Annotated in this window: 15 protein-coding genes; 14 read left to right on the forward strand and 1 reads right to left on the reverse strand. The window is 42.6% G+C overall.

Features of this window, described 5'->3' with window-relative positions; translation table 11 throughout:
• Positions 1-6: 6 nt before the first annotated feature.
• The 5 genes from ftsI (at position 7) to AC25JC_RS02505 (ending at position 6,758) form a co-directional block, all read left to right on the forward strand.
• Positions 7-1,833: a penicillin-binding protein PBP3 gene (ftsI, locus tag AC25JC_RS02485; protein ID WP_486923392.1), complete on the forward strand. Its 1,827-nt coding sequence runs from the start codon at positions 7-9 to the stop codon at positions 1,831-1,833.
• A gap of 10 nt (positions 1,834-1,843) precedes the next feature.
• Positions 1,844-3,340, forward strand: a complete 1,497-nt coding sequence (locus AC25JC_RS02490) for a UDP-N-acetylmuramoyl-L-alanyl-D-glutamate--2,6-diaminopimelate ligase (RefSeq protein ID WP_486923393.1) — start codon at positions 1,844-1,846, stop codon at positions 3,338-3,340.
• A 9-nt stretch (positions 3,341-3,349) separates the two neighbouring features.
• Positions 3,350-4,759 (forward strand): UDP-N-acetylmuramoyl-tripeptide--D-alanyl-D-alanine ligase, encoded by a 1,410-nt coding sequence (locus AC25JC_RS02495; RefSeq protein ID WP_486923394.1) that lies wholly within the window; start codon positions 3,350-3,352, stop codon positions 4,757-4,759.
• Positions 4,759-5,877, forward strand: coding sequence for a phospho-N-acetylmuramoyl-pentapeptide-transferase (mraY, locus tag AC25JC_RS02500; protein WP_180024283.1), 1,119 nt, complete (start codon positions 4,759-4,761; stop codon positions 5,875-5,877). Before AC25JC_RS02495 ends, mraY begins: the two co-directional genes overlap by 1 nt.
• A 77-nt stretch (positions 5,878-5,954) precedes the next feature.
• Positions 5,955-6,758, forward strand: a complete 804-nt coding sequence (locus AC25JC_RS02505; protein ID WP_486923452.1) for a putative RNA methyltransferase — start codon at positions 5,955-5,957, stop codon at positions 6,756-6,758.
• Between the two features lie 56 nt (positions 6,759-6,814).
• On the opposite strand, the gene ponA is transcribed toward AC25JC_RS02505, so the two are convergent.
• Entirely contained in the window at positions 6,815-9,355 is a 2,541-nt protein-coding gene (gene ponA, locus AC25JC_RS02510; protein ID WP_486923395.1) for a penicillin-binding protein PBP1a, read from the reverse strand.
• 165 nt (positions 9,356-9,520) lie between these two features.
• On the opposite strand from ponA, the gene AC25JC_RS02515 reads away from it, so the two are divergent.
• From AC25JC_RS02515 to gltB, 9 genes are all read left to right on the forward strand, one after another.
• Positions 9,521-10,579: a pilus assembly protein PilM gene (locus tag AC25JC_RS02515; protein ID WP_078192532.1), complete on the forward strand. Its 1,059-nt coding sequence runs from the start codon at positions 9,521-9,523 to the stop codon at positions 10,577-10,579.
• Entirely contained in the window at positions 10,579-11,265 is a 687-nt protein-coding gene (locus tag AC25JC_RS02520; protein WP_180093087.1) for a PilN domain-containing protein, read from the forward strand. Before AC25JC_RS02515 ends, AC25JC_RS02520 begins: the two co-directional genes overlap by 1 nt.
• Positions 11,262-12,035, forward strand: coding sequence for a type IV pilus inner membrane component PilO (locus tag AC25JC_RS02525; RefSeq protein WP_486923396.1), 774 nt, complete (start codon positions 11,262-11,264; stop codon positions 12,033-12,035). Before AC25JC_RS02520 ends, AC25JC_RS02525 begins: the two co-directional genes overlap by 4 nt.
• Positions 12,035-12,562, forward strand: coding sequence for a pilus assembly protein PilP (locus tag AC25JC_RS02530; protein ID WP_111884140.1), 528 nt, complete (start codon positions 12,035-12,037; stop codon positions 12,560-12,562). Before AC25JC_RS02525 ends, AC25JC_RS02530 begins: the two co-directional genes overlap by 1 nt.
• A 61-nt stretch (positions 12,563-12,623) precedes the next feature.
• A complete protein-coding gene (locus tag AC25JC_RS02535; RefSeq protein ID WP_180116088.1) occupies positions 12,624-14,738 on the forward strand; it encodes a type IV pilus secretin PilQ in 2,115 nt (704 codons plus the stop codon).
• A 36-nt stretch (positions 14,739-14,774) separates the two neighbouring features.
• Positions 14,775-15,320: a shikimate kinase AroK gene (gene aroK, locus AC25JC_RS02540; RefSeq protein WP_078189378.1), complete on the forward strand. Its 546-nt coding sequence runs from the start codon at positions 14,775-14,777 to the stop codon at positions 15,318-15,320.
• 14 nt (positions 15,321-15,334) lie between these two features.
• A complete protein-coding gene (gene aroB / locus AC25JC_RS02545) occupies positions 15,335-16,417 on the forward strand; it encodes a 3-dehydroquinate synthase (protein WP_078192528.1) in 1,083 nt (360 codons plus the stop codon).
• Between the two features lie 7 nt (positions 16,418-16,424).
• A complete protein-coding gene (locus AC25JC_RS02550; RefSeq protein ID WP_486923397.1) occupies positions 16,425-17,264 on the forward strand; it encodes a hypothetical protein in 840 nt (279 codons plus the stop codon).
• A gap of 445 nt (positions 17,265-17,709) precedes the next feature.
• Positions 17,710-22,185, forward strand: a complete 4,476-nt coding sequence (gltB, locus tag AC25JC_RS02555; RefSeq protein WP_486923453.1) for a glutamate synthase large subunit — start codon at positions 17,710-17,712, stop codon at positions 22,183-22,185.
• Positions 22,186-22,228 lie beyond the last annotated feature (43 nt).

Raw genomic sequence — 22,228 nt, forward strand, 5'->3', positions numbered from 1 at the left:
GGTCACATGGTTGAAAAGAGAAACAAACAAACTCCGCGTAAAAAACAGCAGTCTGTTACTGGTCGTACAGCCATTTCGGTGGAGATGTGGCGCTATCACTTGATGTGGGCGGTGGTTTTACTGTGCTTTATTGCATTGGTCGGGCGGGCTTTTTATGTACAAATCATCAATAAAGACTTTTTACAAAATAAAGCCAATGCCAAAATTTTAAGAACTGAAACCTTAAAAGCCATGCGCGGTGTAATCTATGACCGTCACGGCGTTCCTTTAGCCATTAGTACTCCGATCATGAAAATCGTGATCGATCCACGTGATTATTTTGACAATAAAAAACTCTTTGAAGAAATTACGGCCGAATTGGCTAAAGATCCAAACAACCGTAAGTTAAAACGTCAATTACCGGATAAAAATCTGAATTTAGATGAACTTGCTGATGCTGTAGGGATGGATCGTACTGAACTGAGACGCAAAATGAATGAGCGTCCACGTTCTCGTTATTTAGTTTTAAAGAAAGAAGTGCCACCACAACAAGCTGAATTGATCATGAAACGTGACTTTCAGGGAGTGTATACAGAGAAAAACTATAAGCGCTACTATCCACAGCCTCAGCCAAACTCACAAATTATTGGTTTAACCAATAGTGAGGGTATGGGCATCGAAGGTTTAGAGATGCAATTGAATGAACGTCTTGCAGGCGTAGATGGTGCGCAGCAAATTGTCCGTGATAAAAAGGGCAACCGCGTTAAAGACCCTGAGATCGTGAAAGAAGTTGAGTCGGGTGAAAATATCACGCTGAGTATTGATTCACGTTTGCAATACATTATGTATCGTGAGTTGACTGCAGCCGGCGTAGCCAATAACGCACGTTCTGCCACAGCGATTGCTGTCGATGTCAAAACGGGTGAAATTTTAGCGATGACCTCTTGGCCGTCTTACAACCCAAATGATAAAAAAGGTGTCTTAAATAAAGATGCCATGCGTAACCGTGGTGCAATTGACTCATTTGAGCCGGGTTCAACTATGAAGCCATTGACCGTGGCAATGGCATTGGAAAGCGGTAAATACACGGCAAATACCGTTGTAAATACCACACCCGGTTCTATGCGTGTAGGGAATCATACTATCCGAGATACGCATAACTATGGCCCTCTGACTTTGGGCGGCATTATTCAAAAATCGTCTAACGTCGGTGTGGCAAAAATCGCTTTATCTCTCCCTTATGAAACATTGCCGACCTTCTATCAACGTCTTGGCTTTGGTCAACGTTCAGCGGTGAAATTCCCCGGTGAAAGTGCTGGTCTGATTTTGCCGAAGAGCAAATGGAATGTGTCTGAAGTAGCAACCATGGCGTATGGTTATGGTTTGAACGCTACAGTGCTCCAACTGGCTGATGCATATGCCATGATTGCCAATAAGGGCGTCAAAATGCCACTGAGCTTGTACAAGCTTGAGGAAAAGCCGAAAGGTGAGCAGATGGTTGACCCTAAAATTGCTGATCAAGTGCTTTTAATGATGGAAGCGGTGACCTTACCGGGTGGTACGGCACGTCAAGCCAATATTCCGGGTTATCGCGTGGCGGGTAAAACTGGTACAGCACATAAATTACGTGCAGACCGTAAAGGCTATTCGACTTCAGAATATCGTGCACTCTTTGCTGGTGTCGCACCAGTGAGTGATCCACGTTTGGCCATGATTGTTGTGGTGGAAAACCCAACAGGCCAGTATTACGGTGGTCTGGTGGCTGCACCCGTTTTTGCTCGTGTAATGCAAGAATCTTTACGTTTAATGAACGTACCTTTAGATAAACCTTTAGACACTCCTAAGATCCAGTAATAGGTGATGAATGAAAATTACGTTTCAAGATCTATACACCGTTGAACAGCCCGCTGAATGGATGTCGCAATCCTTTCAGGGCTTCAATCTGGATAGTCGCAAAGTTACAGCAGGGCAAATATTTATTGCCCTGACTTCGTTTTCGCAACCTGAAAAAACAGCACAATTTGCACGTGCAGCGTTAGAGAATGGCGCGTTGGCTGTCATTTCAGAAACTGATTTGGGCTTGGATCAAAGTGTCGTGATCGCGGATGTGCGTCAATTGATGGGGCAGTGGCAAAAGCAATATTTACAGGCGACTCAACCAGCTCAAGCTGTACGGATTTTGGCTGTGACGGGTACCAATGGTAAAACCACGATCTCACGCTTAATCGCTGAATTACTCATGCTGCAAGGCAAAAAATGTGCAGTGATGGGAACCACTGGAAACGGGATTTTACCGAATTTAGAAGCCTCTTCTCACACCACTTTAGATGCGTTACATATGCAAAATGCGTTGCATACCTATGCACTTGAAGGTGCAGAGTTTGCTGCCATTGAGGCAAGTTCGCATGGCTTAGAACAAGGTCGATTAAATGGCTGTGCAATTGAAATTGCCGCTTATAGCAATTTAAGTCGTGACCATTTGGATTATCATAAAACCCTTGAAGCCTATGCTGAAGCGAAATCACGTTTGTTTCAGTTTCCATCGCTCAAAGTTGCAGTCATCAATCTCGATGATGAACATGCAGAAGTGATGCTGAATGCTGCACGTCAAAATCCGGCTCAGCCTAAAATTTTGACCTATTCAACGCGTCAGGCTGCGGATTATCAAGTGACCGATATTCAATACAGCTTAACGGGCGCACAATTTAAATTGCGTACTGCTCAAGCTGAATTTGTGGTGCAAAGTCCATTATTGGGGCACTTCAATATTGAAAATATTGTGGCGAGCTTAATTTCAGCGGAGCAAGCAGGTTTTGACTTATCTGCCTTGATCGCAACTGCGCCCGAGTTAAAAGGTGCACCGGGTCGTATGCAAGTGATTCGTGATGATGAACGCCTGTTTGTGGTGGATTATGCACATACACCAGATGCTTTAGTTCAAGTGTTACAGACCTTAAAACGTCATGTATCGCAACAGTTATGGGCAGTGTTTGGCTGTGGTGGTGATCGTGACCGTGGTAAGCGTCCATTGATGACACAAGCGGCATTAAACCATGCAGATGTTGCGTTGATTACCTCGGATAATCCACGTACTGAAAACCCAGAACAAATTTTTGCAGATATGAAGGCTGGTATTGATTTTACTGGAAAAACTGTCCATGAAATCCATGACCGCCGTGAAGCGATTAAATTTGCAGTCAACCATGCGCAAGCGGGTGATATTGTGGTGATTGCTGGTAAAGGCCATGAAAACTATCAAGAAATTGATGGTGTTCGACATTGGTTTGATGATGTGGTGGAAGTGAAATCAGCAATTGATTCACAGCATCACAACACTGACTCTGCTTATCCAGCGCAATAGGAAACAGATATGCATACTTCAACGACCAGTACGGTTCCGTTAGAACCATGGACTGCCGAACAGTTGGTTCAAGCGACACAAGGTCACTGGCATAACAATCAAGCGCCGACAGGTTCTGTAAAACGAATTTTGACCGACTCACGTCATGCAGAGCAAGGTGACGCTTTTCTTGCCCTGAAAGGTGAACGCTTTGATGCGCATGACTTCCTTGCTCAAGTGGCTGAAAAGGGTTGTGAAATTGCCATTGTGAGTCATCCGGTCGATGTGGATATTTGTCAGTTGGTGGTTGCAGATACACGTTTGGCGCTTGGACATTTGGGTGCATTTCGTCGTGCCCAAAACCCAGCTTTAAAAGTCATTGCCTTGACAGGAAGCAGTGGTAAAACCACAACCAAAGAGATGCTCGGGAGTATCCTTTCTCGTCTTGCACCAACATTAATTACGCGCGGTAATTTAAATAATGACCTTGGCGTACCGATGATGTTACTTGAGTTGCGTCCAGAACATCAGTATGCCGTGATGGAGCTTGGTGCCAGTCATAAGGGTGAAATTGATTACACCTCAAATTTGGTACAGCCTCAGGTTGCCGGTATTTTAAATATTGGCACTGCTCATATGGGTGAATTTGGTGGGCGTGATGGCATTTGTCGTGCCAAGTCTGAAATTTATGCACATATAGCGAAAACAGGAACTTCGATTGTGCCTGCGGCAGATGATTTTACAGATGCCATTCGTCAAGCTGTGCAAACTGAGCAATTAATGAGTTTTGGTCAGGGCGGGGATGTCTTTGCGACTGAGACGGAGCTTCAGGCTCAATCTTCACGTTTTATCTTAAATACGCCACAAGGTGCACGTCCTGTTCAACTGCCATTTGCTGGTGAACATAATGTGCAAAATGCCACTGCAGCCGCAGCTTTCGCGTTGTCGATTGGTGTGAGTTTAGATGATATCGTTGTGGGGCTTGAACATGCGACAGGTGCCAAAGGCCGTCTAAACTTTATTCAATATAAAGATTATTTGTTTATTGATGATACTTACAATGCAAATCCAACCTCAATGCGTGCTGCTGCTGATGTACTTGCGCAGCAAGATGGCATCAAAGTCATGGTCATTGGGGATATTGGTGAGTTAGGTTCATCTGCTGCACAGCAGCACTACATGTTGGGACGTGACCTTGTGTCACACTCCGGTCTTCAATTTGTTGTTGCTGTCGGTGAGTTTTCACCTGCTGTGCAAGAAGGCGCGCGCAGTACCCAATATGGTAAAAAATTACAGGCCTTTCTATCTCAAGAACAGGCCTTACCGTTATTAATTAGTCTAGTCAAAACACATCAGCCTCAGTCCATGAGTTTCCTGTTTAAAGGTTCTCGTTATACCCACATGGAAACTTTGATGGCTGAATTGATGGAGAAACTTTAATGCTGTTATGGTTATTTGAGCAGCTTGCGGGTTATCACAGCTCGTTTCAGGTTGTTCGTTATTTAACGCTTCGTTCGCTACTCAGTGTCTTAACGGCATTGGCCATTGGTCTGTTGCTTGGACCTGTGATGATCCGCAAATTGCAAGCTCTCAAATATGGTCAGGCAGTCAGTTCATTTGCACCTGAAAATCATGCCAAAAAAATGGGCACACCGACTATGGGCGGTGTGTTGATTTTACTGTCTATTGGGATTTCAACCTTACTTTGGGCCGATCTTTCAAACCCTTATGTATGGATTGTACTTGGCGTGATGGTGATCTTTGGTGCTGTGGGTTGGGCAGATGACTGGATTAAAATCCGTTATAAAGACAATGCCGGTCTGCCTGCGAAGAAGAAATTCTTTTGGACTTCTGTGGCATCGTTAGGCGCCGGTATTGCGCTCTATGTGATTGCGACACAGCAAGCAAACCCAGTACATACCTCAAATATGTTGGATCTGCTGATTCCATTCTTTAAAGAAATTAGCATTCCGTTGTCTATTATTCCACTCGGTATTGGCTTTATTGTCTTTACTTATTTGGTGATTAACGGTGCATCTAATGCGGTGAACTTAACCGATGGTTTAGATGGTCTGGCGATTATGCCGATCGTTTTGGTTGCCGCAGGTTTAGGTGTATTTGCTTATCTGGCTGGTGATGTTCGTTTTGCCGATTATTTACATATTCCTTATGTGAAATATGCATCTGAACTGGTCGTGATCTGTGCGGCAATAATCGGTGCTGGTTTGGCATTCTTATGGTTTAATGCGCATCCTGCTCAAGTGTTTATGGGTGATGTCGGTGCCTTATCTCTAGGTGCGATGCTCGGTACGATCGCAGTCATGGTTCGTCAAGAAATCGTTTTTGCCATTATGGGCGGTGTCTTTGTGGTTGAAGCTATTTCTGTTTTCTTGCAAATTGGCTCACTGCGTATGCGGAACAAGCGTGTATTCTTAATGGCACCGCTGCACCATCACTATGAGAAAAAGGGATGGCGTGAAACTCAGGTGGTGATTCGTTTTTGGATTATCACAATTATGCTGGTAGTTTTGGGTCTAATGACTTTAAAATTACGTTAAGCAAATAAATAAACGAAACCGGCATTTGCTCCCACAGATGCCGGTTTTTTTATTTCAAAAATATAGTGGAGTAAATGATGAACCTGTTGATGTGTCCTGTATGCCGTGAAGCATTGAAACTCACAGAGCGGACATGGCGCTGTGAAAATAATCATAGCTATGATGTTGCAAAACAAGGCTATGTCAATTTACATGTGGTTCAACATAAACACAGTAAAAACCCGGGTGATACGCCTGAATCTGTACAGGCGCGTCGAGCATTTTTAAGTGCAGGTCACTATGCACCTTTGCAACAGACAGTAGTGGCTTTGATTCAAAAGTTACGTGTTGAAAACTTATTGGATATTGGCTGTGGTGAAGGCTATTACACCAATGCGATGCAAGCTGAAGTATTACAGTGTGTGGGTGTCGATATCGCTAAAAATGCAGTACAAGTGGCCGCTAAACAGAATAAAGAGGTGACTTGGGTGGTTGGGACAGGGGCAACCTTACCTGTATTAGATCATTCGATTGACTTGTGTACGAGTTTATTTAGTCCTATTCCTCAAGAAGAAATCCTTCGTGTGTTAAAGCCTGAGGGGCACTTGATGGTGGTTACACCTGCGCCAGAGCATCTTTATGCAATGCGTGAAGCCCTGTTTGAAGAAGTAAAACTACATGAACCGCATAAATTTGTGGAACAACTGGCGAATGATTTTGAATTGGAAAGTGAGCAAGTGGTACAAGCGAAAATGTCACTTTCTCAGCAGGATCTCAAAAACTTAATTGCAATGACGCCTTATGCCTATAAAGTGAAAGCTGAGCGTCGAGAAGCTCTAGAAAAAAATGAACAATTTGAGTTGCAAGCGCAGTATCAAATTTATCTCTTTAAAAAGAAATAATGCATTGGAAGTGATAAAAAAAGCCCTCGTTTGAGGGCTTTTTTTATGCAGCTTATTTACTGAACTTGATCGATGAGATGATCAAGTGCGTCAGTTTTATGCTCTGTACCTTGTGGTTTAGGCTGCATTGGTGGTGGCGCAGTCCGAGTAGGTGCAAGATTGGTTTCAGCAGCCCCTGGAAGATCTTCAAAATCATTTTGCGTAGCCTGTGGTTTTGGTACAACAGGAGCAGGACGATACAGCGGTTGAGCCATCGGCGGCGTTGCTGCACGATCTTGTTCAGGTTGACCTTGAGTCGCTTTAGCTGAATTGCGATTGATTGGATTTTTGGCATGAGTGTCTAAACGCACCCAAGCTTCAGGTGTGCCTTTAAGTGATTTCGCCATAAAATCTGACCAAATCGGCAGAGCTGCAACACCACCATATTCACGACGACCTAAGGTAGAGGGTTGGTCAAAACCGACCCAAGCCACAGTGACTAATTTTCCATTAAATCCAGCAAACCACGCGTCTTTTGCATCATTGGTTGTACCGGTTTTACCACCTAAATCACCGCGACCAATTTTTAATGCCGCACGACCTGTACCGTGTTGGATCACGTCACGCAAGATGTTCGCCATATCAAAGGCCGAACTTGACTTCAAAATTCGCTGAGCTTGTTTATAGTTTGCTGCTTCAGTATCTGAAATTTTCGATTCAGCAGGTTTATTATCCTGATTAGTGACTTCAATCACTTCATCATCCGGCGTGGTCGGATCTGCAGATTCAACTTCGTCCTTTTGATTGATACATTGAATACATGCATATTCAGGATTGGCTTGATAGATCACTTTGCCATAAGCATCTTCAATACGACTAATAAAGTGCGGTTGAATACGATATCCACCGTTGGCAAAAGTCGCATAACCTGTCGCCATTTGAATCGGCAACACCTGTGGGGTACCTAAAGCAATGGTGTAGTTACGTGGAATTTGGTTTTCTTGTAAGCCAAAATCCATAAATAATTGGCGAGTACGTTCAATTCCGACGACTTGTAATAAGCGAACAGAGACCGTGTTACGTGATAAATATAGGGCACGGCGTAGAGGAATCATCCCTAAATACCGACCGTCAGAATTTTTAGGCGTCCACTTGCCAATCGTAATTGGATTGTCATTGACCATGGAGTATGGAGTCATACCGCGTTCAAGTGCTAAAGCATAAACAAAGGGTTTAATGGTTGAACCCGGCTGACGCCAGCCTTGTAGAGCACGGTTAAATTTAGATTGATAAAAATTATAACCACCGACAATGGCTTCAATGCCACCATTATTGGGGTTGAGTGCGATTAATTGACCTTGCGCTTTTGGAATTTGCACCAAAGCCCATGAGCTTTTATCAGCATTCGGACGTAGGCGAATAATATCTTTTACTTTAACAATTTGTGAGGCTTTGCTTGGCGCATTGCCTACACTATTGGCATTGCGATAGGGACGTGCCCAAGACAGACCTGACCATGGAACAGTCACACTACTGCCGTCTTGCATCAACACTTCGATACTGGTGTTGTTGACTTTAGTGACTTCGGCAGGATAAGTGTTAGCATATGGGATAAAGTTTTTTAATGGCTCATCATGTGCTTCTGCACCACGCCAACCATGTCGTCTATCGTAAGCTTCAAGACCATCTTGCACAGCTTGCTCAGCATAGGCTTGGCGTTGGCTGTTGATGGTGGTATAGACTTTATAGCCAGAATCTGTCGCTTGTTCGCCAAACTTTTCTACAAGCTCAGAGCGAACCATTTCCCCGACATAGGGGAATTTGTTGCTGACTCCGCGGTCAGGCATATCGAGATTAATCGGTTCAGCAATTGCTTTTTGATATTCCGATTGATTGATATAACCCAATTGCAACATACGTCCTAAAATCCAATTACGACGCTCTAAAGCACGTTTTGGATTGGCTACAGGATTATATTTTGATGGTGCTTTGGGTAAGCCTGAAATCATTGCCATTTGAGCCAAGCTCAAATCTTGCAAGCTCTTGTTATAATAAATTTTTGCTGCTGCTGCGATCCCGTATGCATTTTTGCCCAAAAAGATTTTGTTAACATACAGCGTTAAAATTTCTTCCTTACTTAGATTTTGTTCAATTTTTCGAGCAAGGAAAACTTCGGTTAGTTTACGTTTTAAAGTACGCTCTGGAGTCAGATAATAGTTTTTTGCAACCTGCATGGTAATGGTTGAACCACCCGTTTGCACATCTGAGCCCGTAATACTTTCACTGACGGCACGCCCCAATCCTTTGAAACTAATTCCGCTGTGTTCAAAGAACGAAGAATCTTCCGCAGCTAAAAAGCCATGAATGAAATGAGACGGGATTTGGTCGTACTCTACAGGAACCGAAAGTTTGCCACCATATTCTGCAATCAGCTCATTATCAGCACTATAAACTTGCAATGGTTTTAATAATGGAGCCTTTTTTAAGATGGACATTTCAGGCAAAGACGGGGCAATATAGAGATACATGCCATAGAAACCCATTGGAATTGCGACCAAAACAATAATAATGGCCAAAAAAAATGGATGAACAAGGCCTGAACAAGATAGCTTTTTCATAACAAGTAAGTTTTAATAAGAGCTAATGGCAAACTAATTGGTGGTCAGTATATCCTTTCGATATACGGATTGTTAGATGAGTTATTGTATCTGTATAAAATTATAGACCAATGCTAATTAGTGGGTTAATTTTTTTGGGGATAAAAAAATAATAGGAATTATATTGTGCTCAGGTTATATCGTAAGCCAAATAAGGGGTTAATAGGAGTAGATATTAGTTCGACTTCTGTTAAGGTTTTGGAACTTTCTGTAAAGAGTGGGCGGTATTGGGTAGAAAGCTATGCTTTGGTGCCATTACCAGAAGGAAGTGTTGTTGAAAAGAACATATTGAATCCGGAAGCTGTCGGTGACTGTTTAGAGCGCGCAATTAATTTGGCCAATACGCAGACCACTAATGCAGCTTTGGCGGTTCCAACGTCGATGGTGATTACAAAAATCATCGAAATGGACGCAGATATGAACGATGATGAACGTGAAATTCAGATTCGTGATGATGCTGAGCAATACATTCCGTTCCCACTTGATGAAGCGAGCCTTGATTTTGAGGTCTTGCCAGATCGTCTGTCCAACCCAAATCGTGTCAATGTTTTGCTTGTCGCTACGCGTATTGAAAATGTCGAAGCGCGTGCGGAAGTCATTCAGCTTGCTGGTCTTACACCAAAAATTGGTGATGTAGAAAGCTTTGCAATTGAAAATGCATTTAAAGTTTTCTCAGATACTTTGCCAATGGGTGTGAATACCGTGGGTATTTTAGATATTGGTCATAGTATGACGACCTTATCTGTCATGCAGAATAACAAAGTGATTTATACCCGTGAGCAAGTGTTTGGTGGCAAACAATTGACACAGGAAATTCAAAATCGCTATGCATTGTCTTTCGAAGAAGCAGGTCGAGCGAAAAAAACACGTGCCTTGCCAGATGATTATGATATCGAAGTCTTAGAACCCTTCTTAGAAGCTGTCGTTCAACAAGCAGCACGTTCTTTACAGTTCTTTTTCTCATCTTCACAGTTCAACGAAATTGACCATATTTTATTGGCAGGGGGGAATGCCAATATTCCGGGGCTTGCAAAATTACTTCAACAAAAATTGGGTTACCGCGTCACGATTGCCAATCCATTCTTACAAATGGGTTTTTCACCTCAAATTGATATTAAAAAAATTGAAAATGATGCCTCATCACTCATGGTGGCATGCGGTCTAGCATTGAGGAGTTTTGATTAATGGCAAAAATTAACTTGCTCCCTTGGCGTGATGAGCTAAGAGAGAAACGAAAAAAAGAATTTATTGCACTTTGTATTGGGGCTTTCTTAATTGGGGTAATTGGGGTTGGTTTAACATGGTTGTACTTTGATCACAAATTAAAAGATCAAGAACAAGCGAACCAATTGATTATCAGTCATAACCAAAACTTAGATGTTCAATTAAAGTCTTTGGATGGTTTACAAGAACAGCGTAATGCCATTATTGAACGAATGAAGTTGATTCAAGGCTTACAAGGTCAACGTCCAATCGCTGTACATCTTGTAGATGAATTGGTTCGTGTGACACCTGCCAATATGTACATCACAAAATTTGAACGTAATGGCGACAAATTTATGATCGAAGGGCGTGCGGAAAGTCCAAACACTGTTGCAGATCTACTGCGTAATTTGGAAGCATCACCTTGGTATCGTAATGCCTTCATGAGCTCATTCCTCGTGGCGGAAGAGAAAAAAGACAAAGCGCCGACGTCAGTGGTTCCTCGCGTAGAAGAATCTTATGGTGCATTTACTGTGACTGCTGATTTGGAGCAAATTGCGCAGCCGACCATTAATGATCCAGCAGCAAATGCAGGACAGTTAGCTTCATCGGCGCAAACATCTGACGCACAAACTGCAGCAACACCAACTCCGGAGGCTGCAAAATGAGTCGTGATGAATTTGAACAATTGAATCAAGATGCTGTGGTCATTCCGAAAAAGAAAATGACTTTTGATAAGTTTGTACAGCAGTTCAATACGCTAGATCCGAATAACTATGGTAGTTGGCCAATTTCAGTCAAAATTACATGTTGGATTTTTATCATTATCCTTGTGGCAATTTTGGGCTATTTCTTGGCGATTAAAGGCAAGATTGAAGCTATTTCAAGTGCCAATGCACAAGAACAAAATTTGTTAAATGAGTTTCGTGAAAAAGATTCAAAACTACGTAATTTGCAACAATATCAATTGCAGTTGCAGGATATGGAAGCACGTTTTAATCAACAGTTAGAACAATTGCCGAAAGAAACTGAAATTCCAGGTTTGGTTGAAGATATCAACTTAACAGGCGTGAATTCTGGATTGAAATTTAAAATTATTCGTCTTGAGCCTGAAGTGAAGCAAGAATTCTTTACGGAACAGCCAATTCGTATTGAAGCAACAGGTGATTACCATGCCTTTGGTTCATTTGTAAGTGGTATTGCAGGGCTTTCACGGATTGTGACATTGCATAATTTAACGATTACAGCAACTGAAAATAAAGAAAAGAACTCAGATATTCCAAAAATTGACTATGTTATTTCTGCAAAAACATATCGTTATGAAGGGAATGCTGAGCAGTCATCTAATACTGAAGCAAATAGCACCGATGGGAAAGGCACTCAGGATAGTAAAAATAAATCTATGAATAATTCAAAGAAAAGTAAGGGGGCTAAGTAATGAAAATAACTAAGTTTACATTTGCTTCTCTTGCTGTTTTCTTTTTAGCAGGTTGTGAATCACGTATCGATGTAGTCAATCAAGAGATGGCAAATATACGCAATCAAGCTCCACTAGCGATTGAACCTGCGCCAGATTTTGTACCTGTCGAAACTTTTAATTATGCGGCGCATTCTTTAAAAAGTCCGTTCTTGCCAAGTTCCTTGGCAGCAGAACTTAAAATCATGGCAGGCAAGCGTGTTTATCCAAACTTGAGTCGTCAGCCTCAACCTTTGGAGAGTTATGCACTCGAAACCCTGAATATGAAGGGTAGTATGCGTAACCAATCTGGGCAAATATTAGCCTTGATTCAGACACCTGATGGTGAAGTTGAGCGTATTCAACGTGGAAGTTATATGGGGCTCAATCATGGTCGAGTGGTAAATATTACCCCGACTCAAATTGATTTGATTGAGATTATTCCGGATGGGCGAGAAGGATATGTAGAGCGTCCTAGAAGTCTCATATTAATTGGACCAGCACCTTAAGCTTAAAGGAATAAAAATGAAGAATAGTGTACAAGATTTTATTTTTGGGGATGGCAATACAATGAATCATGTGTTTCGTCAGTTTTCGATGGGGGCTGTTGCAATGGCGATGATGCAAGTTGCCAATGCTCAGGTGAGTGTAACCAATGTGGTACCAATGCAAATTCCAGGTCAAGGGACTGAAATTCGCGTGATGTTTAATGGCTTGCCGCCGCAACCACAAGCTTATCAACTCGATCAACCATCACGATTGGTTTTAGACTTTGATAAAGCACAACAAAATTTAAAACAAAGTTCAATTCCTGTTGCAACGGCTGAAGCGAGCACTGTGGATGTGAGTTCGGATGCACAACGTGCGCGCTTAACTGTGAATTTAGCCAATGCTGGCGCTTTTACCACGCGTGTTGAAGGTAATACCTTTATTTTAAAAATCAACTCTGCACAAGCTGCAAATTATGTACAGCCTGTAGCACAACGTCAGCAACAGGGCATCTCAAATATTGGTTTCCACCGTGGTTCTAATGGTGAAGGTCAAGTTGTTGTTGATTTACTCGGTGGAAATACTCCCGTTGATGTTCAACAGCAAGGCAGTAAAGTGGTGATCCGTACTTTAGGCAATAAAGTACCTGCACATTTGACTCGCCGTTTAAATGTCAATGATTTTGCAACACCTGTTGCAACGGTAGATGCACATAATGATGGCGGTAATGGTGTGATTACCATTCAGTCGACGGGCAGCTATGAATATATGGCGTACCAAACTGATAATAAATTAACGGTAAGTTTGAAACGTCCGGAAGATAAGAATCCATTACGTCCTAAAGCTGCCAATCATTATACCGGTAAGAAGATTTCATTAGACTTCCAAGATATTGAAGTACGTCGTGTGCTGCAACTTTTGGCTGATTTCACTGAAATCAATATGGTTGCTGCTGATACGGTTCAAGGAAATATTACACTTCGCTTAAAAGATGTGCCTTGGGATCAAGCACTAGATATCGTATTGAAAACCAAGAATTTGGACAAACGTCGTAATGGTAATGTGATTTGGATTGCGCCTGTGTCTGAGTTGATTAAAGCGGAAGAAGAAGAAGCAAAAGCCTTACGTCAAAGTATGAAGTTGGCACCATTACAGACTGAATATTTAACGTTAAGCTATGCAAAAGCTGCTGAGATAGAGAAGCTGATTACGCAGTCTAAAACTGCGGGTAATAGCGGTTCGTCAAATAATAGTAATAATGCTGATGATGATCGGGGTAATTTGTTAAGTCCACGCGGAACGATTTCTGCAGATACGCGTACAAATACACTGATTATTAATGATACCGCGCAAAACATTGATCAGATTCGTAAGATGGTGGATTTGCTTGATGTATCAGTCAAGCAGGTCATGGTCGAAGCACGTATTGTAAAAGCTTCTACCGACTTTACCAAAGAAATGGGTGTGAAATGGGGTCTCTTGTCTCAAGGGATTAACCAAAATGACCATTTATTGGTGGGTGGTAGTGATACTACGCTTTGGGACTTAAAAACACCGGATGATGATGGTAAATATACGATTCAACGTCCAAGTAACTTAAACGTGGACTTAGGTGTGACTACTGCAGGTGCCAGTCGAATTGCGTTCGGCTTAATTAGTCTTTCTGATTTTATGTTGGATTTAGAGCTTTCTGCTTTACAAGCGGATGGTTATGGTGAAGTCATTTCTACACCTAAGGTACTGACAGCGGATAAACAACCTGCCAAAGTTGCATCAGGTCAAGAAATTCCGTATCAAACCACAACGGGTACAGGTTCAAATGCAACTTCTTCTACCGAGTTTAAAGAAGCTTTATTAAGTTTGGATGTCACGCCTAGCATTACTCCAGATGGTAAAGTGCAAATGAAGCTGAATATCAAGAGCGACTCACCAGCAGGATATGCACAAAATGGTGAAATTATCCTGAATAAAAATGAAATTAATACCGATGTCTTAGTCAACAATGGTGAAACTGTTGTGCTCGGCGGTATTTTTAATCAGGAAACACAAAGTAAGCAAATTAAAGTACCGTTCTTAGGTGATATTCCTTATGTAGGTCGCTTATTCCGTAAAGATTTGAAAAGCGATGCAAAAAATGAGTTACTGATTTTTGTTACTCCGCGAATTGTTAATGACAGTGTTACCAGAAATCATTAATATATTTTCAATTTAACAAAAGAAATAGGTGACTCCTTGCCAAGCAAAGAGTTTGAAACCCTACCAAATATCTATTTGGTAGGGCCGATGGGGGCAGGAAAAACAACCGTAGGGCGACATTTAGCAGAATTGTTAGGACGTGAATTTCTAGACAGTGATCATGAAATTGAACGTAAAACAGGTGCGACTATTCCTTGGATTTTTGAAAAGGAAGGGGAAAAAGGCTTTAGAAGTCGTGAAACGAATGTCATTGATGAGTTAACTGCAAAGAAACAACTGGTCTTGGCGACTGGCGGTGGTGCTGTGACTCAGCCCCCAAATCGTGAATTTTTAAAACAACGTGGTATTGTTGTTTATCTATATACTCCGGTGGAAATTCAGTTACAACGAACCTACCGCGACAAAAATCGCCCACTTCTTCAAGTGGAAAATCCAGAGCAAAAGCTACGAGATTTATTGGCTGCCCGTGATCCTCTTTATCGTGAAGTCGCGCACTATATTATTGAAACCAATCAAGGTGCCGCGAGAGATCTTGCGCAAAAAATTTTTAATTTAATTGTTTCACAAAATATATCTCGTTAAAAAAGGTTAAATTCATGCAAACCTTACATGTTGAACTTGGTGATCGTCGCTACCCTATTTTTATTGGTAGTGACCTTAATCCACAAACTTTACTTGAGCCTTATGTTCAGGGTAAACAAGTGATGATTGTCTCTAATACCACAGTTGCACCGCTCTATTTAAAACATTATGTAGAAGCAATTGAGGCATTAGGGAAAACTGTTGCGACATGTATTTTGCCTGATGGTGAAAAGTATAAAAATTTAGACCATTTGAATTTAATTTTTGATGCCTTGCTTGAAGCAGGCTTTAACCGCGATTGTACGGTTTTGGCATTAGGTGGTGGTGTTATTGGAGATATGACCGGTTTTGCCTCTGCATGCTATCAACGCGGTGTGTATTTTATTCAAGTGCCGACGACTTTACTTTCTCAAGTGGATTCAAGTGTTGGTGGCAAAACAGGGATTAACCATCCACTAGGTAAAAACATGATTGGTGCCTTTCAGCAACCCCAAGTGGTCCTTGCGGATATGGCGCAATTAAAAACTTTGCCAGCGCGTGAACTTTCTGCAGGTTTGGCTGAAGTGATCAAATATGCGTTGTTGGGTGATGTTGAATTCTTAACTTGGCTTGAACAGCATATGGATGCTTTAGTTGCAGGTGATGCAACTTTGTTGGCTGAAGCGGTTTATCGTTCATGTGCCCATAAAGCGCGTATTGTGGCCAATGATGAAAAAGAACAAGGTGAGCGTGCGTTATTAAACTTGGGTCATACCTTTGGCCATGCGATTGAATCGTACTTGGGGTATGGTGAATGGTTACATGGCGAAGCCGTTGCAACAGGGATGGTGATGGCTGCAGATTTGTCCCATCGTATGGGCTGGATCACAGTTGAAGATTTAGAGCGTACAAAAAAAATCATTTTACGTGCACAATTACCGATAGTTTGTCCTAAAATTCCGCTAGAGGAATTTTTGGCGTATATGTCCCATGATAAAAAAGTATTGAATGGGCAATTACGACTTATTTTACTGAAATCATTAGGTCAGGCCATCATCACCAAAGAGTTTGATGTCGAATTAATGAAACAGGCAATTTTGGCAAATCAGGCAGAGTAGGTACATCATGGCAGCGCGGCAGTCTCAATGGCAAAAAGTTCATCACTACACATGGTTGGTGGGTGGAGCTGTGTGTCTGTTCGCTGCATTGGTTTTTTGGGCGATTACAGATACCAAAGAATTGGTTGAAGTTGAAAAACAAGCGGAAACCGAAGTCGATTTACAAATTCAGCCAGAGAAAGTGGCAGCAATGTCCCATCTTGGTGCATTAAATGACGAAGTGCGTCCGCTTGATATGACGACCCGTGTGGTTGCTACGGCTCAACATGAACCAGAATTTCGCGGCACTAAATTTATCAATGATTCTGTCAAGCTTTATGGTATTGAATTGTTTAGGGTTTCTGAAGAAGATATTTTAAAAAGCTTCTTACGCAAGCAGCCTGAGCGTCACAAATTTATTTATCTACGTCTTTCTGGTGAAGATCATCCTGAGCAATACGTCATTTTAACAGGACCATATTCGTCTCAAAATGATGCGAAAACTGCAATGTCGAGCCTCAATATTGCTTTGCCTGCATCAATTAAACCTAAGGTTGTGGAATTTAAACAATATCAAGCATATGTGAATGACTTAGGCGCGGAAGAAATGTCGTCGAGTCAAAAGTTATATGCTGTTAAATTAAAGTCTGTGCCTTTACCGAAAATTGATGAAGCTCAAATCGCAGCACGAAAAGCAGCGGCTGCAGCGACAGTAACAACTCCAGCTAATGCAACAACAAGTACTACGGTGACTCGCCGTGATGCTGAAGGGAATGTGATTGATGTGCAAAAATCACAAAGTAGTGTAGATGCACCACGTCCAAAACCTACACCGGTAGAGCAAGAAGTAACCGATCCATTCAATTAGTTCTAAAATAGCGCAAGATGTCTTAGGAAAAGTCTAAACTGCACAGAAAAAGTGCATAAAATTATAAAAGAACAATTTAAATTATTTGTTATAACCAAAAAATGTTTGTAATCAGCCATCTTAGGAGAAAACGCATCAAGTTGGCATGTAAATTGCTTAATTGGTGCGTAAATTGAACTTTTCTCCCTGTTTTGGCGCGAAAATGATTCGATAAAAGTGCGAAGTCATTAATCCAGTCGTTATCCCTGATCTGAACTGCAAAAGCAGAAAATTTGACTTTTATTCATGCATCTAAGGTGAATTCGGTTTATCTTAAGGGTGTGAATAAGAAATAATTTTGCTCGACAGAACAATTCATGTGAGTAAGTTAAGACGAATCGCAACAAGAAATTAGTTTGTTAAGTGCTCGAAAGAGCTGTAAAGAAAAGAAGGGTACGCTATGCACATGCCATCGCCTAATACTGTAGCTCCCGCTCAAGGTTTATACCAACCGGATGAGTTTAAAGATAACTGTGGTTTCGGTTTAATCGCCCATATGCAGGGTGATGCAAGCCATGATCTCGTCAAAACCGCAATGCATAGTTTAAGTTGTATGACCCACCGTGGTGGTATTGCCGCAGATGGCAAAACCGGTGACGGCTGTGGTCTACTCCTTGCTATGCCAAAAGAATTTTTCCGTGAAGAAGCGAAAAAACTCAGTGACATTACATTGAGTGAAATCTTTGCTGTGGGTACGGTATTTCTAAATCTAGACCCTGCATTAGCCGCACATGCAAAACAAATTTTAACCAAAGAAATCGAAGACGAAGGCTGTAAAGTCATCGCTTGGCGTGTTGTGCCAACCAATAACGATGCGTTGGGTTCAATCGCGATGCAGTCATTACCTGCCTTTGAACAAATTATAGTGAATTGCCCAATGGGTGTTTCAGAGGTTGAATTCAACCGTAAGTTGGTGATGGCACGTCGTCGTGCAGAACAACAGCTGACTGCTGACCCATACTTCTATGTAACCACTTTATGCTCAACTGTGATCAGCTATAAAGGTTTGATGATGCCAGCAGCCATTGCTGACTTCTATACCGATCTTGCTGATGAGCGTTTAAAGTCACACATCGTAGTATTCCATCAGCGTTTCTCAACCAATACCTTGCCGCGTTGGCCTTTGGCACAGCCGTTCCGTTACTTGGCGCACAATGGTGAAATTAACACCATTACTGCTAACCGTAACTGGGCAATGGCACGTACACCAAAATTTGAAAACCCATTATTGCCGGGTTTAACTGAGCTGAATCCAATTGTAAACCGTACAGGTTCGGATTCTTCAAGCTTAGATAATATGCTGGAAATCCTTGTTGGTGGCGGTATGGACTTGTTCCGTGCGCTACGTATGTTGGTTCCACCAGCGTGGCAAAACGTTGAAACTTTAGATGCTGACTTACGTGCATTCTACGAATTCAACTCGAAACATATGGAAGCTTGGGATGGTCCAGCAGGTCTGGTAATTCAAGATGGTCGTCATGCGATTTGTATGCTTGACCGTAATGGTTTACGTCCAGCACGTTGGGTGATTACCAAAAATGGTTACATCACCTTGGCATCAGAAATTGGTGTTTGGGGTTATGAACCTGAAGACGTTGTGTCTAAAGGTCGTGTCGGTCCGGGTCAAATTTTGGTAATCGATACCTTTACTGGCAAAATGCTCGATACTCAAGATGTGAGTAATCACCTCAAACGTATGCGTCCGTACCGTCAGTGGTTACGTGAAAACTCAGTACGTGTACAAGGTAGTCCAGAGCTGGAAGAATATTTATGTGAACAAGGCTTAAAAGGCGATGACCTGAAAGCTTCACAAAAAATGTTCATGGTTACTTTTGAAGAGCGTGACCAATTGCTTCGTCCAATCGCTGAAAGCGGTCAAGAAGCTGTGGGTTCAATGGGTGACGATACGCCAATGGCAGTATTGTCTCGTCAAGTGCGCCATGTGTCTGACTACTTCCGTCAGCAGTTCGCTCAGGTTACGAATCCGCCAATCGATCCATTACGTGAATCGATCGTAATGTCGTTAGAGACATGTCTCGGCCGTGAACAAAATGTATTTGAACAAGGTCCAGAGCATGCAGATCGTCTGATCATTTCAAGCCCAGTACTGTCAAATTCGAAAATGCATCAAATTCGTACCCTTGGTCGTAAAGGTTATGAAATTGCAGACATCGATCTGAACTATGCAGAAGATGAAGGTTTGGAAGCTGCTATCGCGCGTATTTGTGAAGAATCTGCACAAGCGATTCGCGATGGAAAAACTTTACTTGTATTGTCTGATAAGAAAATCCGTCAAGGTTTCTTACCTGCAAATGCATTGATGGCAACAGGCGCGGTTCACCACTATTTAATCAATGTAGGTCTACGTACAGATGCCAACATCATTGTGGAAACTGGTTTGGCGCGTGATGCACATCAGTTTGCGGTGATTCTTGGTTTCGGTGCGACTGCGATTTATCCGTACCTAGCTTATGACGTGATCAATGACTTGATCGCCAAAGGTGAGTTGTTGGGTGACCCAATCCATGCGCAAGCTAACTTCCGTAAAGGCATTGAAAAAGGCTTATTGAAAGTCCTTTCTAAGATGGGTATTTCTACTGTTGCCTCTTACCGTGGCGGTCAGTTGTTTGAAGCGGTCGGCCTCTCTGATGAAGTGGTTGCAAAATGCTTTACTGGCGTACCGAGCCGTATTAAAGGCGCAACATTCTCTGATCTAGAAAATGACTTGAAAAAATTGGCAGATTTGGCGTGGAAATCACGTAAGCCAATCGATCAAGGCGGTATGCTGAAATTTGTATTCGGTAAGGAATATCACGCATTTAACCCAGACGTGATCAATGCGCTGCATAAATCTGTACGCTCTGGTAACTATGCAGACTTTAAAGAATACGCAGAGCTAGTGAATAACCGTCCAATTGCGACGATTCGTGACTTATTCAAGCTGAAAACAGATCAATCGATTGCACTCGATCAAGTTGAATCCGTGGAAGAAATTCTGCCACGTTTTGACTCGGCTGGGATGTCTTTAGGCGCATTATCACCTGAAGCACACGAAGCTATTGCAATCGCAATGAATACCATTGGTGGTCGCTCGAACTCAGGTGAGGGCGGCGAAGACCCAGCGCGTTACGGCACTATCCGTAACTCGAAAATCAAACAAATTGCATCTGGCCGTTTTGGTGTGACCCCTGCATATCTAACTTCTGCAGAAGTCCTTCAAATTAAAGTGGCGCAAGGTGCAAAACCAGGTGAAGGTGGTCAGTTGCCGGGCGGTAAAGTGAATGGCTTAATTGCACGTTTACGTTACTCAGTACCGGGTGTGACATTAATTTCTCCGCCACCGCATCACGACATCTACTCAATCGAAGATTTATCACAGTTAATTTTCGATTTAAAACAGGTTAACCCACAGGCGATGGTGTCCGTTAAGCTGGTTTCTGAGCCGGGTGTTGGTACGATTGCGGCTGGTGTAGCAAAAGCATACGCAGACTTCATTACCATTTCTGGTTATGATGGCGGTACAGCGGCTTCTCCACTTTCTTCAATTCACCATGCAGGTTCTCCATGGGAGCTTGGCCTATCTGAGGCGCATCAGGCGCTACGTGTGAATGACCTGCGTGGCAAAGTCCGTGTACAAACTGATGGCGGCTTGAAAACAGGTCTAGACGTTGTGAAAGCGGCGATTCTAGGGGCAGAAAGTTTCGGTTTCGGTTCTACACCGATGATCGCATTAGGTTGTAAATACCTACGTATTTGCCATTTAAACAACTGTGCGACCGGTGTTGCAACACAACAAGATCATTTACGTCAGGAACACTATATCGGTGAGCCTGAAATGCTGATCAATTTCTTCCACTTTATTGCGGAAGAAACACGTGAATGGTTAGCAGCGCTAGGCGTTTCAAGTCTGAAAGATTTGATTGGCCGTACAGATTTACTGGAAATGCTTCCGGGTGAAACTGAAAAGCATGCACACCTTGATTTGAGCGCATTACTCCAATCGCATCCTGCGGCAGAAGGTAAAGCACAGTACTGTGAAGTACAAGGCAATGCACCATTTGATAAAGGTCTCTTGGCTGAAAAAATGGTGGCGGAAATGCTGCCAGCGATTGAAGCAGGTACAGGCGGTGAATACGGTTTCACTATTGGTAACTGTGACCGTTCAATTGGCGCGCGTATTTCAGGTGAGATTGCAAAACGTTATGGCAACCTCAGCATGGAAGCGCATCCTGTTAAAGTTAAATTAACAGGGACTGCAGGTCAGTCATTGGGTGTTTGGAACGCCGGTGGTTTACACATCAGCCTAGAAGGCGATGCGAATGACTACGTGGGTAAAGGTATGGCTGGTGGTCGTATCTCGATCTTCCCACCGAAAGGTTCACCGTTCCAAACGCAAAACACGGCGATTATTGGTAACACCTGTTTGTATGGTGCAACAGGCGGTAAATTGTTTGCTGCAGGTACAGCAGGCGAGCGTTTTGCTGTACGTAACTCGGGTGCGTTTGCCGTGATTGAAGGTGCAGGCGACCACTGCTGTGAATACATGACGGGTGGTATCGTGACTGTATTGGGTAAAGTGGGTCATAACTTTGGTGCGGGTATGACAGGCGGTTTCGCTTATGTGCTCGACCTCGACAATGACTTTGTTGACCACTACAACCACGAACTGATTGAATTGAACCGTATCTCTACAGAATCGATGGAAGAACACAAAGAGTTCTTGTGCCGTATCTTAGATGAACATATTAAAGAAACAGGTAGTGCTTGGGCGTATAAGATCCGCAACGAGTTTGACTTCTATAGCCGCAAATTCTGGCTTGTGAAACCAAAAGCTGCTAATTTGCAGACTTTGTTGAAAACAACTCAAGCTGATCCACAATAATTCCACTACTGCAGATTTGATAGGCAGGTGTAAGTCCAAACAT

This window comes from Acinetobacter sp. P37 (assembly GCF_057480965.1).